Genomic DNA, 15,710 nt, shown 5'->3' with positions numbered 1-15,710 from the left:
GCTAATGAATATCGGTATTGTAGGACTTGGTTTAATTGGTGGCTCGATCGCTCTGGATTTACGATCGCGCGGCTTTGATGTTTTTGGGGTTTCGAGCCGACAGCAGACTTGCGATCGCGCCCAAGAACGCGGTGTGGTCAATGATGCCAGCATACACCTGTCTCTGATGGCAGCAGCGGATTTAGTTTTTATTTGCACGCCGTTATCCGCGATCGAGCCGATCGTCCAAAATTTAATTTCCCATCTTTCCCCTGATACGATTGTAACTGATGTCGGTTCCGTAAAAACACCGATAGTGCAGGCTGTGTCTGCTCTGTGGCCGAATTTTGTCGGGGGACACCCGATGGCGGGGACTGCTGAAAGTGGGATTGAGGCGGCGGTAAGGGATTTGTTTGTGGGCCGTCCTTACGTGGTGACTCCGACAGCCCAGACTCCGGTGCAGTCAGTGGAGAAGGTTGAGGAAATTGCCCGGTTGCTGGGTGCGTCGGTTTACCGTTGCGGGCCAGAGGATCACGATCGAGCTGTGGCTTGGATTTCTCATTTGCCGCTTATGGCTAGCGCTACGCTGCTGGCTGCGTGCGATCGAGAGGGCGATCGAGATATTGTGAATTTAGCCCAACATTTGGCGAGTTCGGGTTTTCGGGACACCAGCCGAGTTGGCGGCGGCAACCCCGAGCTGGGAGTGATGGTAGCCAAGTACAATCGCGAGGAATTGTTGCGATCGCTCTCTATTTACCGCGACAGTCTCGACGAGTTGATGGGCGATATCGAGAGCCAAAATTGGCAAGCTCTCGAACACAAGCTGAAGCTGACTCAACAAGCGAGAAAAAATTACAACTTGTGAACCCAAAATTACTTCAAACTGTACCCGTGTCGATTATGATTGTGGACGCCTCTATATTGAGTTTCAATGTACACTTACTCTCGGCTCAAGCGGGTTTTACTGGGTGAATCTCTCCCCACCAGCGCATCTATTCACGAACGGCTGAGCAACGCTACAGGACTAGCTGTTCTTGCTTCCGATGCACTTTCGTCTGTGGCCTACGCTACTCAAGAAACTCTGCTGGTGCTGTTACTAGCAGGGAGCAGCAGTTTGAGTTTATCGCTGCCGATTTCGGGAATTATTATTTTGCTGTTGGCGATCGTGGCGCTTTCTTACCGACAGACAATTAAAGCCTACCCTAACGGCGGTGGCGCTTACATTGTGGCGCGAGAAAACTTGGGTATTTATCCGGGTTTAATCGCAGCAGCTTCACTGATGATTGACTACATTCTCACCGTAACTGTGAGTATTTCTGCTGGCATTGCAGCCTTGACTTCAGCAGTTCCCTCGCTGCTGCCCTATACAGTAGAACTGTGCTTAGTTTGTATTGTCCTGATCATGTTTGCCAACCTCAGGGGACTGCGGGAATCGGGCAAGATATTCATGGTGCCAACTTATGCGTTTATCGTGGGCATTTTTATCTTGATTGGCTGCGGTTTATTCCAACAGGCAACAGGTCACGTTTTGCCCGCTTTAGAAAATATTCCAGCTAAAGAACCTTTGGGATTGTTTCTGATCGCGCGCGCCTTTGCGGCAGGCTGTACAGCCCTGACTGGAGTTGAAGCTATCTCGGACGGGGTATTAGCTTTTAAGCCTCCTGAATGGAAGAATGCGCGCCTGACTTTAACTTATTTGGGAGTAATTCTGGGATTTATGTTTTTGGGCATTAGTTACTTAGCTCATATTTATCAAGTGATTCCTAGAGAAGATGAAACGCTGCTTTCTGTGTTGGGAAAAGATATTTTTGGTGTCGGTATATTTTATTATTATTTGCAGGCAGCAACTCTGTTGATTTTGCTGTTGGCGGCGAATACGAGTTATGCGGATTTTCCGCGACTTTGTTATTTTTTGGCGCGTGACGGGTATTTGCCGAGGCAGTTATCTCTGTTGGGCGATCGACTGGTTTATTCTAATGGCATTAATCTGCTCAGCCTCTGCGCTGCTATTTTAATTATCATATTCCGAGGCGATACCACCGCAGTCATTCCGCTGTATGCGGTTGGGGTTTTTACTTCTTTTACTCTCTCCCAATCGGGAATGGTAATTCACTGGTTTAAGGAGCGAGGCAAAGGCTGGCAATCTAGTGCTGTGATGAACGGTATTGGTGCAGTGGCAACAACCGGAGTTTTAGCTGTAATTGTCGCTACCAAATTCCTGTTGGGAGCTTGGGTTGTGGTAGTAACTATTCCGATCGTAGTTAGTCTATTTTTAGCTATTCACCGGCACTATCGCTATGTAGCGGCTCGCTTGAGCATTCAGGGAATAGAACCCATATCTTATCCTCCCAGACCTAAAGTTAAGACGGTGAAACATCCGGCGGTGGTGTTGGTGGGGCAGTTGCACCGGGGAACTTTTGATGCTCTAGATTATGCTCGTTTGATTGCGGATGAAGTTGTGGCAGTTCATGTAGATATAGGTTTGACCGATCGCGCAAAATTACAAGCAGCTTGGCAAGATTTGCAGTCTGACATTCCTTTGGAAATTCTGGAATCGCCTTACCGTTCGGTTGGTGAGGCTTTGACTCACTTTTTGACTTTGTTTGAAGAACGGCGGCCGGGAGTGTTCTTAACGCTGATAATTCCGGCTTTTGTGACGCGAAATTGGTGGGAGGGACTGCTGCACAATCAAACGGCTTTCTTTTTGAAAGCGGCTTTGCTGGCTAAAAAAAGTCGGGTTGTCACAACAGTGAGATATTATCTTTAAGCGATCTCTGGTTAAAGATTTGCCATTTTTAAGCTGTGAAACCAAGTTATTTAGGACGGGATAAACAACCCTGTTCGTTTGTGGATGCTTGGTTGCTACACCTAAGATTTTTCGTTGAAACCGGGTTTATTTGACCCCACAATCCTGCGTGTAGCGCCCGGGATATCTGTTGAAACACCCGGTTTCTTAAATTTCTGCGCGCAAGTCCCGATGTATTAACTCTACAAGTCACCAGCTAGTTGATGAGTCTGGAATTAACCAAGTTTTTTGCGTAAACTGTAAAAAACCCGGTTGATGACAGCCGGAGTGTTTTCAGCAGTGTTTCTGTTACAAATCTAACTAAAAAGGCAGTATAATTCTCAGCTCAGTATTTTTACGATGATGATTTTATTTAAAATTGACATTCCTAGAAAATTTTAGTAAATTATAAGGGACTAGCCAAGCCATATTACTCTGGAAAAAAGAATTAATGAGCGATAGATTAAGTAAACTAAGTGAAGTGTCGATGGTCTCAGCCAATTTTGGCAATGGGTTGGCCTATCGAGAGATTCTTCTGGATTGGTTTAAGTTTTTAGGAGGCAAACCAGGGGAAGTTATTGTTGTGGACGGTGGCAGCGATAGCGACACTCAACAAGTTTACTGGGAACTTTATCAAGAAGGTTTAATTGATAAGCTGCAAGTCATTGTACCGCATCATGAAGACAATGATAAGGATAGATGTTTTATTCAGGAGTATACGGCCGCAGCAATAGCTAGTAAGCCGTATGTATTGTTCTTTAAAATTGATACGTTACCTTATAGAGAAGGTCACGACGGTTGGTTAGAGGAAGCGCTCGACTATCTGGACAAAGATGAAATTTTTGCGGTGGGCGGAGCTTTTAATCGAACTTTTAAACATTTCGATGCTTGGCCTGGGTGGTACTTCATTCAGGCTTGCACGCTCAATTTTTCAGTGATGAAGCGCAGTACCTTCGTTTCAGTGATGCAAGAATGTTTGGATGAATATATTGCTTCTGGATTTATAGGAACACATAAGTTTGGCAGATTTTTGCTGGAACAAGCATTTATCGCATATATGGAGGCGCACCAGCAATATACTTTGTGTAAGGTGGAAGACCCGAGCTGGACGGTATTTCACACAAATGCTCGAGACGAATATTTGCAGGAGGTTCGGGATAAATATTTGGCTCGCGAAGATGTTAAAGTTTTCATGAATCCCGGGCTGACGAAAGACATGAGTCAATTTCTTTATTACGGACAGCCACCTGTAAGAAGCAGCAGGCTCCAAAAAATTCGGGAGGCTTTCGGAGAAACAAAAGTCGGGGGTTATTGGCGGGAATTGAAGAAAATTCTGGTTGCTTGGAAAACTGAGCCTAACTCTTAGTTCTCTAATTTATACTTCAGAAAAACTAACTGGAAACGAGCGGCCTTTGGGGGATGAAAGCACCAAAATTCAGAACGGGAATAGGTTCCTAAATCCTGTCACCCTCGTCCCTTGAGGCAGATCGTTTCGGTACGTTGACAGGGTAAAAATAATATGCCATATTTGTAACAATTAGATAAGTTGCCTTCAACTTGTCTCTCAAAAGATGGCGGCTGCTGAACCAAAGTCTTTGATTAACTACAACATCTCTTCAATTTGTGGGGGTTGCATTGCAACCCGCAACAGACTCTTTATGCAGCAGCCAAAAAATTTGAACAGGCTTTTGCGAGCTTTGTCTCGGCAAGGTCTTGATGTGAGTTACGACAACAAAGTCTATTCGATTTGTCTGAATAGTTCTCTAAAAGAAAACTGGCAAGATGCCAATTCTACAGGAGAAGACTGGCAAGATGTCAATTCTACAACACAAAACAGTGAAAATGTTTTTGCTACAAGAGAAAACTGGCAAGAGCCTAGTTCCATAACAGCAGAAGTTTTGCTTCCTGAGGGTTTTCCGGTGGAAGCAAAGGCGCTGAAACAGTTAGCAAATTTGGCGAATGTTCGACACCCTCAAGGTGGTTGTGTTTGTCGCGCCTGCGCTACTCCAGATTTCCATCCGGGGGATGCGGGTGTGGCAATTGGCTCGATCGCCCAAACTGACAAAATGGTGATTCCGGCTGCTGTCGGTTCCGACATTAATTGCGGGATGCGCTTACACGTTGCTGATTTGTCTGTCGAACAATTTCTGGGAAAGCGCGATCGATTTGTAGAGTTGATGAAAGGCGATTATTTCTTCGGTACTCGCGATGTCAGCATGACTGCAAAAACTGCCCGCGCGATGTTCCAACACGGCATCCCCGGATGGCTCGATGGTATGCTGGATCGGGCAATTGGTAGCGCCGCAAATTCGGATTTTGAGCAGTTGGCGGCTGAGTGCGAACACACTTTCGGAGGGGGTTCCATGAATGGCGATGTCAAATGGGCTCCGGAAGAATTAGTCCCAAACGACGGCACAGTAAGGGACGGCGGGTTGGCGACTATCGGGGGCGGCAATCATTTTGTAGAAATTCAAGTGGTCGAAGAAGTTGTCGATCGAGCTACAGCCTATACTTGGGGAGTGCGATCGGGACAAATCGCTTTGATGATTCACTCGGGTTCGCGAAATGTCGGCAAATACATCGGCGGTATGTGGCGCGATCGAGCTTGCGCCGCCTGGCCGAAAAACCTAAAATACCCTGAATCCGGGCTGTTTCCGCTGTCTGTCGAAGCCAATCCCGAACTTGTGAGCAGCTACCTACAAGCGGAAGCAACGGCCGCCAATTATGGTTTTATCAACCGCTTGTTGCTAGCAGAACTTCTGCGACTGCGTTTGCGACAAGTTTTCGGGGATGTCGAAGCTCCTTTAGTTTACGATTTGCCTCACAATATTACTTTAGCTGAAGGTGCCGGTTGGGTGACTCGCAAAGGCGCTTGTCCCGCACATTCTGGCCAGCCTGTAATTGTGCCTGGTTCGATGGGTGCGCCGTCTTATTTGCTAGTTGGTTTGGGAAACGATCGATTTTTGCGATCGGCTTCTCACGGTGCAGGAAGAGCGCGATCGCGTTTCGATCTCAGTCGCCAGGGTGCTGACAAAACAGACGGCGCTTTGGGATTAACCGGCATAGATTGCATTACCTTGCGGGAAGAACGTAGAATCGAAGAAGCCCCGGCCGCTTACAAGCCAATTCAACCAGTAATTGACGTACAAGTTGAGGCGCAAATGGTCGGGATAGTCGCTAAAATGAAGCCAGTGTTAACGTTTAAAGCCTAGGAACTGGGAATGTGAGAATTAAAAATTAAATCAGGGTAGGGTACGCCCTACTAATTGAGGGATTGCGCATAGGGGGGCTAGAAACCCGGTTTCTACGATTTTCTGCGTTTAGTAACGAAAATATACGCAGAAACCCGGTTTCTGAAGTCAGCGTGCATAAGTCCTATAATTTTTAATTCTCGGCCCGATTTCCGATGCCCCATGCCCCATGCCCTATGACGGATTCTCAATTGTCACCAAATCCCTCTAAACCTGTCCATCCTCTCAAGCGACTGCTGAAGTACGGGCGCCGCTACCGCCTGAAAACTTGGATAGCAAGTATTTGTTCGCTGCTGAATAAATTCTTTGATTTAGCACCGCCAGCATTAATCGGTATTGCCGTGGATGTGGTGGTGAAACAACAAGATTCTATCCTCGCTCGCTGGGGCATAAAAAATGTCGTTTGGCAACTGGCAATTATTACTCTTGTGAGCGCGATTGTTTGGGCCCTGGAATCTATTTTTGAATATGCCTATGATTATTTGTGGCGCAATTTGGCTCAAGATATTGAACACGACTTGCGTGTAGAAGCTTACAGCCATTTGCAGGAATTAGAATTAGCTTATTTTGAAGAACGCAGCACGGGTGGACTGATTTCTATTCTCAATGATGATATCAATCAACTCGAACGTTTTTTGGACGGCGGCGCTAATGAGGTAATTCAGGTAATTACTACGGTTATCGTGATTAGCACGGCTTTTTTTGCGGCATCTCCTGGGGTAGCTGTGCTGTCAATGCTGCCAATTCCTTTGATTGTTTGGGGTTCGCTGGCATTTCAAAACCGCCTCGCTCCGCTGTATGCTGACGTGCGGGAAAAGGTGAGTTTTTTGAACGGGCAATTGTCGAATAATCTGACGGGAATCACTACTATTAAAAGTTTTACTTCCGAAGATTATGAAACTGGGCGCATCGAAACCCAAAGCAACGCTTACCGCCAAAGCAACCGACGGGCGATCGTACTTTCGGCGGCTTTTATTCCGTTGATTCGGGTGGTGATTTTCTTGGGGTTTATTGCAACGCTATTTCTGGGCGGTTTGGAGGTGGTGGCGGGCAGGTTGTCGGTGGGAACTTACAGCGTTTTGGTGTTTTTGACGCAGCGGTTGCTGTGGCCCCTGACTCGGCTGGGTGATACTATGGATCGATACCAGCGGGCTATGGCTTCTACTAATCGAGTGATGAATTTGTTGGATACGCCGATCGCAATTCGCACGGGCGATATTCGGCTGCCGGTTAGTTCGATTAAAGGCACGCTGGAATTTAAAAATGTTACCTTTTATTACAATCAAAGAAAACCGATTTTGCAGTATTTTTCCCTGACTCTGGCGGCGGGGAAAACTACTGGGATTGTGGGCGCGACTGGCTCGGGAAAAAGTACGCTGGTAAAATTAATTATGAGGCTGTACGAGGTACAATACGGTCAGATTTATCTCGATGGTATAGAATTAAGTACCCTGAATTTAAAAGATTTGCGCAGAGCGATCGGATTGGTGAGTCAAGATGTATTCTTGTTTCACGGTACGGTGGCTGAAAATATTGCTTACGGCACTTTTGAGGCGAGCGAGCGAGAGATATTAAATGCTGCTCAAATAGCGGAAGCTGACGAGTTTATCGCGCAATTGCCGGATGGTTACAACACTATTGTAGGGGAACGCGGTCAAAAATTGTCGGGGGGACAGCGCCAGCGGATTGCGATCGCCAGGGCTGTGTTGAAGAATCCGCCGATTTTGATTCTCGATGAAGCTACTTCAGCAGTGGATAACGAGACGGAGGCCGCAATTGGGCGATCGCTCGAACGAATTACCAAAAATCGGACTACCATTGCGATCGCCCACCGTCTTTCTACTGTGCGCAATGCCGATTGCATTTTTGTCATGGAACAGGGGCAAGTGGTAGAATCGGGGCATCACGAACAACTTATCGAACATAATGGAGTTTATGCGTCGCTCTGGCGCGTGCAATCTGGTATAAAATAAAAGCGCTGCGCTTTTAGGTTGAATTTGCTAATTGGTAATTGGTCATTGGGCATTGGGCATTGGGCATTGGTAATTAGTTATTCACAGTCTTCTAATAACCAATAACGAATCACAAATAACCAGTAACCAATAACAAATAACAAATAACAAATAACCAATAACCGTAAGATATTAGTTTCTACAAGCAAAGAGAAAAAATGTTTTTATTTGGTGGGCCTGATTCAGAACAAAAAAATCAAAGTAACTGGCGCCGCAAATTAGATAAATTTGTGGCTGCCAACAAACAAGAATTGGCGGCTTTAGCTTGGGGGCTGTTTCAGGAAAGGGGAGAGGAAAGCGACGATATTTTGGGCATTGATATTGCCGGAACGCCGCGTTTCGTCTACTGTAAAAAAGAGGCAGTAGAAGAGTTAAACCGTAAAGTTAAAAGTCATATTCAGGAAATTTTAGGAGTGCTAAACGCTCACAAACCCGAGAAAGAGGTGGCGATTTTGGCGATCGGCGAAGGTGAAATCAAGCTAATTTTGTTTGAAATTGACCCCGCACCTCCTGATTGTTTTGAACTCGCAGCAGCGGATGTCGATACATTGATCGATCGCCTAGAAAAGCAAATGGCTGAATATATTAAAGGATAAATTATATCCAATCCGGTAAAAAAAATACTGATGAAGTTCGATCGTTCGGACTTTAGTCCTCATTTTCGGAGGACTAAAGTCCGAACGATCGAACCAGTTTTGTTGTATTGGATATCAATCAAAATAACCAGCAATCAAAATAACCGGGGGGTGGCAAATCGTCGGTCAAAATTTGAGCTTTGTCTAAATTAGGTATAATTTGAGCTAATTCTGAACCTATTTTGACATCAAGAGCTCTATCTGTCAAAGCAAACGAAAATTCATGTCCATCTTGCACATATTTTGCCCTGGAAACAATCTCATCTTTCTCTAAAATAGGGCCGTTAGTCCCAATTAAAACGCTATTAATATCCTTCCAAGGACAGACACATACCTGGGAAAACACGCTTTGAAAAGTCTTTACCTTGTCCGCATAAAATTCATCTCTTTGCAGCAGATTTACCAAAACAACTCCGGCGGTTGACAAATGTTTTTGGCAAAGTTCATAAAATTCTTTAGTTGCTAGGCGGTGCGAAGAGTAGCCGTTGCCAAAAAACACGTCAGTCATGATTATATCATACTGCACATCTGGGCTTTGCTGTTCTAGATACTCTCTCCCATCTTGGATTGCGACGCTGAGTCTGCTGTCTGACTGCACTCCAAAACACTCGATTGCTGCTTCCAGGGCGATCGCATCTACATCAGCACATTCTACAACAGTTTCCGGCAAATAATGGTGCATAACTAACGGAATTCTGCCACCGCCAAACCCAGCTATATAAACTTTTTTAGGTTGATTTTGCCACAATAAACCCAACATCATCGCTTGAGTATATTCTGAAACTAAATGCAGGGGATTGTTGAGGTTGAACACAGATTGCAACAAATCTGTATACAAATTCACCTTTTCTACTAAAGATAGCTTAATTTGACCTCGATCTTTTTTAACTGTAACATAGTGTACTCCCGACTCTTGGCAAAAAATAACTCCATCCGGCTGTTGTTGTACCCAAGCAAGTCGCTGCTTAATCGCAGATAAATTAATATTTTTCCAATTTTTTGGTTCGTCAATCATTAATTTTAAATTTAATATTCCTGGACAGGTAGTGAGAAACCGGGTTTTTACTAAAATCCTATGTCGTAGTCGAGAGATTCAGAAACAACCCGGTTTCTTTGATTTAACACGGGAGATTATTAATTTTATTTTCGGGAATTCTGAAAAAAACCTGAGATAAATTAAGTAGATGATACCTGCTTGTACGCCACCAATTCCAAACCCGAAATCGAAAATTCCAATCTTTCCCAATCTTGCTTATCACCTGCCAATTTTTCAAACGCTGCTGAGGTAAGCAAAATCTCTCCCCGTTGGGCTAAATCCTCTCCCAGCTTGGCTGCTAGATTAAATTCCGATCCGTACATATCCTCTCCTTCCAGCATCAAAACATCGCCGCAGCCAATACCAATGCAGAGGTAAATATCCATCTCCGGCGGCAGAGTCGTGTTGACAGCCGCCGTTTGTTTCAGAGAGTCGATTGCAGCTTCCACCGCCGATTTTACATCGGAAAACACTGCAAAAATATTGTCTGCTTCTTCCTTAACAACAGTACCGCCACATTCGGCAATTATCGGTTTGACAATTCCGTGCATCCGGTGAATCATTGCCAGAAAATGAATGATTCCGTAGCGGACTGTCGTTCGCGAAAATCCCGACATATCCATTACCAAAATTACGTGATTTTGGCAGAAACTGGCATTAATCTTGGCATCAATTTCTGCCATTCTTTCTGGTCGCTCGTTTCTTTCTTGCAGCAATTTTTCCAAGTAAGCGCGGTTATTAGTTTTCATTTCAACTTAATTAAACTCCCAATCGCGACAAACAGGTTGAGGGCGGCCGGCGGGATGCACCGCGCAATTGATGCCGTCTTTGCCGTAATAATAATCGCAGACTTTGCAAGGTTGATTTTGCTCAATCTTTTTCATCAAAATTGCCCGGATTTTTTGAACTCGGTTGCGATATTTGTTGGCATTTGAGTGGCTGGGTTCAATTGCCAAAGCTTGTTGGAAAGCCGCTAAGCTGGTATCGTACAATTTAATAATTTGGGCGCTGTATTTTGTCCAAGCATCGGCGCGGCTTTGATAGAGTTCTATGGTATTTAAGTTTAAAATTCCGTATTCTGTCCAAGCGTCAGCCGAAGCTCGATCGAACTTAATATCGGCATTAATCAGCACTTTTTTGATAGTTGCCAAAAGTTCCCTGGGCTGCCAAGGTTTGCTAACATAGGCCTCGGCGCGATCGATCGCCCTGGAGAACAAAGCTAGCTGCTGTCCCTTCCCGGTTAAAAATATTACTGGTATATTCCGAGTTTCGGGATTAGCTTTAATTAAACGGCAAACACCGTAACCGTCCATGCGGGGCATTACGATATCTAATAATACTAAATCCGGGCAATTTTTCTCAACTCGATCCAGCGCTTCCACACCGTCTGATGCTTGAATGACATTCAATCCGCTGCATCTCAACTGATATGAAATGCACTCCCGCTGGCTGCGGGAATCTTCCACAACTAAAACTGTGCTCATCACTCCTCACCTGGTTTCTGATGTAAACTTGTTCGCTGCTTTGAGTTGTCGTTGGTGACATTATTTTACCCAAATAGGAGTAATTTTTTATCACTGGCAAGCTAGATTTACTAAAAATGCAACAAATCTTAAATATGGAAGCGCAGGTGATACCGATCGCCAAATGGTGATTGCGAATACCGGGAATTATTGCAAGTTCGATCGAAAAATATTCGGGTTTTTAGCCTTAATAACGGCAAACTGTACTGGTGCAGGCAAAAAACCTTGTTGAATTGCCACAGATAATCGGCTACTGTGTACGTTGAAGTTCTTAAGGACGACCAATGAATAGATTGCTCCTCACTTTACTTGTAAGTCCGACGCTGTTTGGATCTGTGATGTCTTTGGGTGCGATCGCCCAAACTCAAAGCATTGGCGAAACACCGGGAAAATCGGCTGATGCGCCCACCTGCGTGCGATCGCCCCACACCCAACGTCTGAGTTGCGTGCGCCTTCCGGCAAAAACCGCTGCTGCTAATCCTAAACAGACAATCGGCTCGAAGTCGCCGGATGGCCAGCCTGTGGCGATGATGGACTTTACGGAAGAAGAAAGCGATGCCGCCGTGGCGTTGTTTGGCTGCGACTGCCCGGTTTGCATGAATTCTCTGCGCCAGTTGCGAGGTTTGCCACCGTTACAGGCGAGTTGAGGGTGCGCGGGGCGAATGTTTTTTTGTAAAATCGCGATCGTTGCGACATTTGAGATTTACGGACGATCGCACTTTTGCTCTACAATAACCTATGGGGATGGGCGATCGATCGCATCAGGGCGATCGACTTTTTAGATATCCAAAATTATCCCAAATCTAATTATACAACAGCTCAACAAACGCGAGTTTTAGCAAAAGTTTAGGTCTAGAATTTTTAACCGCAGACGAACGCAGACGAAGGCAGATGTTGCAGGGCGATCGCACCTGCTGCTAAAATAGAATGTATAATATTAGCCTAGTAAACCGCTACTCGAAATCATGTCCGCAAATACCGCGCTACCCGCAACTCTAGCTAAAATAGTCCAGCGCTTTCAGCGACACTCTGACCCGAAACAGCGCTACGAACAACTGCTGTGGTATGCTAAGCGACTCCCAGCATTTCCCGAAAGCAATAAACTGCCGGAAAACAAAGTTTCTGGTTGCGTATCGCAAGTTTATATTACTGCAAATTTAGCCGACGGAAAAGTTTCCTTTGAAGGCGATTCAGACGCTCAGTTAGTCAAAGGATTAGTTGGCTTGCTCGTCGAAGGTTTGAGCGGATTGACGCCTGCGGAAATAGTCAAAGTTACCCCAGATTTCATTCAAGATACGGGATTGAATGTGAGCCTGACACCTTCCCGCGCTAACGGATTTTACAACATTTTTCAAATGATGAGAAATAAGGCACTGGCTTGCGAAGTGAGCGCGCAAGCAGAAGCAAATTAACAGGAGAAAAAGCCGTGACTCAGACTGCTGATTTAACCCAATCTAATTCTGACAGCTATCGCGCCGCAGTTCGGGAATATCTCTGGAACTGGAAAGGAACACAAATTAAAGTTATTTACGAAACTCTAGGACAGGGAAACACGATTTTATTGCTGCCAGCTTTCAGTACGGTTTCGACGCGAGCAGAAATGCGTCCTTTAGCGGAATTGTTAGCTCCTAATTTTCAAGTTGTGAGTGTAGATTGGCCTGGTTTCGGCGACTCGGATCGCCCGCGCACCGACTACGAACCGCAATTGTACCATCAATTTATGAAGGATTTTGTTGAATCTACTTTTAACAGTTCTGTGGCTGTAGTTGCAGCCGGTCATGCTGCGGGTTATGCGATGCAATTAGCACAATCAAAACCGAATGTTTGGTCGAAGATTGTGTTAGCTGCACCGACTTGGCGCGGGCCTTTACCGACAATGAGCAAACAGCAAAGCGGTTGGCACAAAGTTGTGAGAGAATTAGTGCGATCGCCCTTACTCGGTCAATTCCTTTACAAACTGAACACTGCGCCATCATTCCTGGCTTTGATGTACCGCCGCCACGTCTACAGCGATGCAGCAAAAGTCACGCCGGATTTCATCGAAAATAAGTGGAAAGTCACCCAGAAAGCGGGTGCGAGATTTGGTTCAGCCGCCTTTGTAACTGGTGGCTTAGATCCGGCACAAACCCGGGAAGAATTTGTCGCCAACTTCCAAAATTTGGCAGTGCCGGTAATGGTAGCAATAGCTGAGAAAGCGCCGCCAAAATCTAAGGCAGAAATGGAAGTATTAGCTCAATTACCAGGTGTGGAATCCCGAGTTATCCCTGGTTCTTTGGGCCTGCACGAAGAGTATGCCGCAGATTTGGCAAATGCTATTAAATGTTTTCTTTAACGGTTCGTAGTGTGGAATGCAAGTCCGCAGCATTTTGCGGACTTGCATTCCACACTACGAACTAATATTCTGGAAGCCGTAGGGTGCCTCGCTGCGAACAATTCTCGCCTCAAACCAATATTTCACAAGCGACGCACTTTTGCGACATCACAAAGGGGATGACTTTCCCCAGAATTGGTACAATATCGACTTTGTTTAAGTTAGCTGGCGTAAAAATTAAGTGTTTTTTGTGCGATCGATTAAGTTAAAAATTGCCGCCATAGTTGCAATTTTTTGTATTGTTTGCTGTGGGTTTTGCCAGCCTGTTTCTGCTGTCGGAGATTCGCCGATAGAAGGTGCGATCGACTTTCACATCCATTCGTCTCCCGATGTGATTCCCCGCCGGTTAGACGATTTTGAGGTAGCTGAGTCAGCCGCGCGATCGCACATGAAAGCAGTTGTCTTAAAAAATCACTATGGCAGCACAGCAGCGCGCGCAGTTCTAGTCAACAAAATTGTACCGCAAATCCAGGTTTTCGGGGGAATTGTTCTCAATCGTGCCGTAGGTGGGCTTAATCCCGACGCTGTAGAAGCAATGCACCGCATCGGCGGCAAATACGGTAAAGTAGTGTGGCTGCCAACCGTTGATGCCCAGCATCATTTAAAGGTTTTTCACAAGTCAGGAATCGGGATTAAAGTAGCAGAAAACGGCAAAATTTCACCGGAAACAGCAGCGGTACTCAAGATTGTAGCCAAGGAGAATTTAGTGCTCGAAACCGGGCATATTTCCTCAGCAGAAGTGATGGCAGTTGTCGGTGCAGCCAACCTTCTCAACATTAAAAACATCCTGATCACCCACGCCATGGCCGACGTACCCGGTTTGTCCCTAGAAAACATGAAAACAGCCGCCGCAATGGGAGCTTTTCTAGAACTCGCATTTGTCAACGATTTGATGGGAGAAAATGCCGCCGACAAGGGACACAGAAACTGGCATCACGTATCAATTAATCGGATGGTAGCAGCGATAAAACTCATCGGTGCCGAGCATTTTGTCCTGAGTACAGATTTGGGAAGAAAACCCGATCCTTTACCAGCCGAAGGTTACAAGTTATTTGTGCAAAAATTGATGAATGAAGGCATTTCTCAGCCAGAAATTGATTTAATGAGCGAGGAAAATCCCGCTCGATTGTTAGGCATCCAAAACTAAAATTAATTTTAAAGTTCGTAGTAACGACTTCAGTCATCTCTTTGATTTCTAGCCAATAAGGACTAAAGTCCTCACTACAAACAAAATCCGTTGCCGAACTTTCTTCTATTCTTGATTGTCTTTCCCGCGCACGTATCCGTTATCTGCAATCCGCCAAGCACCCCCAGCATTGCCCGTTAAATCGCAATCATCCACCGTAGCAATGCTATTTCTATAAACAGCGATCGCCTCTGTTCCATTACCGTTAATCCGACAGCGGCGCGCGATCAATTTTCCTCCTAATCCCACACCGATTCCCAGACTGCCATTCTCATAAATACTGCAATCTTCCACCGTTGCTTTACCATCATCCGAAATAAAAATTCCGTTCCAGATCCCGTCATGAATTTGACAGCGGCGGAGTATAGAATCAGCCTGAGGCCCGCAAATTCCTACCACAGAGTAGCCCGCCGAAGTGATATCGCTATCTTCTACAATTAGCTCGCCTTTGCGAACATCTACAGCATAAAATTTCCCAGTGGAAATCATTGTTAAACCGCGCACTAAAGCACTGTCTGATTGCATTTTGATGCAGTTTGATTCGGTGCTTTCAACAGTGACTTTTCCCCCGGCTGTGCTGCCGATAATTTCTACATCTTTGTCGAGAATTATACTTTCTCTATACAAACCTGGCTGTACGTAAATCCGCGTACCGGGAGCAGCATTTTTTACCGCTTCGCTAATAGTTGTATAATGGCCTTTACCCTCTTGACAAACCACCCATTCTTTACTTTTTCCCAATCCGCCAGCCGAAGTAGATCCTGTTGTTGGCGCTGATTCAGATTCCGCAAATTCTCGATCGCCCGCTGCGGAAAGTTGCGAGCTTAGCAGCAACTGTTCTTGATGCGCTGTTTCTAACTGCTGTTGTAATTCGGAAACTTGAGATTGTAGTTGATTTTGATTTTGCTCGGCTGTCTCGATTTGACTTTGCA

15 protein-coding genes are annotated in these 15,710 nt (G+C 45.5%); 11 read left to right on the top strand and 4 right to left on the bottom strand.

Annotated features, from left to right (window positions below):
- Positions 1-4 precede the first annotated feature (4 nt).
- The 6 genes from QT974_RS02925 (at position 5) to ccmS (ending at position 8,623) form a co-directional block, all read left to right on the top strand.
- On the top strand, positions 5-844 hold the full coding sequence (locus QT974_RS02925) for a prephenate/arogenate dehydrogenase (RefSeq protein WP_333467033.1): 840 nt from the start codon (positions 5-7) through the stop codon (positions 842-844).
- A gap of 66 nt (positions 845-910) precedes the next feature.
- Positions 911-2,746 carry an APC family permease gene (locus tag QT974_RS02920; protein WP_333467032.1) on the top strand — a complete coding sequence of 612 codons (1,836 nt, stop codon included), beginning with the start codon at positions 911-913 and terminating at the stop codon, positions 2,744-2,746.
- 469 nt (positions 2,747-3,215) lie between these two features.
- Positions 3,216-4,130: a hypothetical protein gene (locus tag QT974_RS02915; RefSeq protein WP_333467031.1), complete on the top strand. Its 915-nt coding sequence runs from the start codon at positions 3,216-3,218 to the stop codon at positions 4,128-4,130.
- A 292-nt stretch (positions 4,131-4,422) separates the two neighbouring features.
- On the top strand, positions 4,423-5,976 hold the full coding sequence (locus tag QT974_RS02910) for an RtcB family protein (protein ID WP_333467030.1): 1,554 nt from the start codon (positions 4,423-4,425) through the stop codon (positions 5,974-5,976).
- A 215-nt stretch (positions 5,977-6,191) separates the two neighbouring features.
- Entirely contained in the window at positions 6,192-7,988 is a 1,797-nt protein-coding gene (locus QT974_RS02905; protein ID WP_333467029.1) for an ABC transporter ATP-binding protein, read from the top strand.
- A gap of 197 nt (positions 7,989-8,185) precedes the next feature.
- The gene (gene ccmS, locus QT974_RS02900) at positions 8,186-8,623 is read left to right on the top strand and encodes a beta-carboxysome assembly chaperone CcmS (RefSeq protein ID WP_333467028.1); all 438 of its coding nucleotides are present in this window, start codon (positions 8,186-8,188) and stop codon (positions 8,621-8,623) included.
- A gap of 118 nt (positions 8,624-8,741) precedes the next feature.
- On the opposite strand, the gene QT974_RS02895 is transcribed toward ccmS, so the two are convergent.
- The 3 genes from QT974_RS02895 to QT974_RS02885 all read right to left on the bottom strand — a co-directional run bounded on the left by QT974_RS02895 (position 8,742) and on the right by QT974_RS02885 (position 11,182).
- Positions 8,742-9,677 (bottom strand): spermidine synthase, encoded by a 936-nt coding sequence (locus tag QT974_RS02895; RefSeq protein WP_333467027.1) that lies wholly within the window; start codon positions 9,675-9,677, stop codon positions 8,742-8,744.
- 161 nt (positions 9,678-9,838) lie between these two features.
- Complete coding sequence (locus QT974_RS02890) at positions 9,839-10,447, bottom strand: adenylate/guanylate cyclase domain-containing protein (protein ID WP_333467026.1); 609 nt, start codon at positions 10,445-10,447, stop codon at positions 9,839-9,841.
- Between the two features lie 6 nt (positions 10,448-10,453).
- Positions 10,454-11,182 (bottom strand): response regulator, encoded by a 729-nt coding sequence (locus tag QT974_RS02885; protein WP_333467025.1) that lies wholly within the window; start codon positions 11,180-11,182, stop codon positions 10,454-10,456.
- 323 nt (positions 11,183-11,505) lie between these two features.
- On the opposite strand from QT974_RS02885, the gene QT974_RS02880 reads away from it, so the two are divergent.
- From QT974_RS02880 to QT974_RS02860, 5 genes are all read left to right on the top strand, one after another.
- The gene (locus QT974_RS02880; protein WP_333467024.1) at positions 11,506-11,868 is read left to right on the top strand and encodes a hypothetical protein; all 363 of its coding nucleotides are present in this window, start codon (positions 11,506-11,508) and stop codon (positions 11,866-11,868) included.
- Positions 11,869-11,942: 74 nt separating this feature from the next.
- A complete protein-coding gene (locus QT974_RS02875; protein WP_333467023.1) occupies positions 11,943-12,071 on the top strand; it encodes a hypothetical protein in 129 nt (42 codons plus the stop codon).
- Positions 12,072-12,186: 115 nt separating this feature from the next.
- The gene (locus tag QT974_RS02870) at positions 12,187-12,633 is read left to right on the top strand and encodes a SufE family protein (protein WP_333467022.1); all 447 of its coding nucleotides are present in this window, start codon (positions 12,187-12,189) and stop codon (positions 12,631-12,633) included.
- Between the two features lie 14 nt (positions 12,634-12,647).
- On the top strand, positions 12,648-13,553 hold the full coding sequence (locus QT974_RS02865) for an alpha/beta hydrolase (RefSeq protein WP_333467021.1): 906 nt from the start codon (positions 12,648-12,650) through the stop codon (positions 13,551-13,553).
- Positions 13,554-13,782: 229 nt separating this feature from the next.
- Positions 13,783-14,739: a DUF6282 family protein gene (locus QT974_RS02860; RefSeq protein WP_333467020.1), complete on the top strand. Its 957-nt coding sequence runs from the start codon at positions 13,783-13,785 to the stop codon at positions 14,737-14,739.
- 105 nt (positions 14,740-14,844) lie between these two features.
- On the opposite strand, the gene QT974_RS02855 is transcribed toward QT974_RS02860, so the two are convergent.
- Positions 14,845-15,710 (bottom strand): right-handed parallel beta-helix repeat-containing protein (locus tag QT974_RS02855; RefSeq protein ID WP_333467019.1); only part of this gene is annotated, 866 nt, incomplete at its 5' end.

This window comes from Microcoleus sp. BM001215392, assembly GCF_036700185.1.
GTDB lineage: Bacteria > Cyanobacteriota > Cyanobacteriia > Cyanobacteriales > Microcoleaceae > Microcoleus.
Note: the sequence above shows the minus strand (reverse complement) of the source record. Positions and strands in the feature narration are given on the sequence as shown.

What these genes read in the sequence shown, in the direction of transcription:
- QT974_RS02880 (WP_333467024.1), top strand. Translation starts at nt 11,506, where the DNA reads ATGAATAGATTGCTCCTCACTTTACTTGTAAGTCCGACGCTGTTTGGA.
- QT974_RS02915 (WP_333467031.1), top strand. Translation starts at nt 3,216, where the DNA reads ATGAGCGATAGATTAAGTAAACTAAGTGAAGTGTCGATGGTCTCAGCC.
- QT974_RS02905 (WP_333467029.1), top strand. Translation starts at nt 6,192, where the DNA reads ATGACGGATTCTCAATTGTCACCAAATCCCTCTAAACCTGTCCATCCT.
- QT974_RS02885 (WP_333467025.1), bottom strand. Translation starts at nt 11,182, where the DNA reads ATGAGCACAGTTTTAGTTGTGGAAGATTCCCGCAGCCAGCGGGAGTGC.
- QT974_RS02895 (WP_333467027.1), bottom strand. Translation starts at nt 9,677, where the DNA reads ATGATTGACGAACCAAAAAATTGGAAAAATATTAATTTATCTGCGATT.
- QT974_RS02890 (WP_333467026.1), bottom strand. Translation starts at nt 10,447, where the DNA reads ATGAAAACTAATAACCGCGCTTACTTGGAAAAATTGCTGCAAGAAAGA.
- QT974_RS02920 (WP_333467032.1), top strand. Translation starts at nt 911, where the DNA reads ATGTACACTTACTCTCGGCTCAAGCGGGTTTTACTGGGTGAATCTCTC.
- QT974_RS02925 (WP_333467033.1), top strand. Translation starts at nt 5, where the DNA reads ATGAATATCGGTATTGTAGGACTTGGTTTAATTGGTGGCTCGATCGCT.
- QT974_RS02910 (WP_333467030.1), top strand. Translation starts at nt 4,423, where the DNA reads ATGCAGCAGCCAAAAAATTTGAACAGGCTTTTGCGAGCTTTGTCTCGG.
- QT974_RS02870 (WP_333467022.1), top strand. Translation starts at nt 12,187, where the DNA reads ATGTCCGCAAATACCGCGCTACCCGCAACTCTAGCTAAAATAGTCCAG.
- ccmS (WP_333467028.1), top strand. Translation starts at nt 8,186, where the DNA reads ATGTTTTTATTTGGTGGGCCTGATTCAGAACAAAAAAATCAAAGTAAC.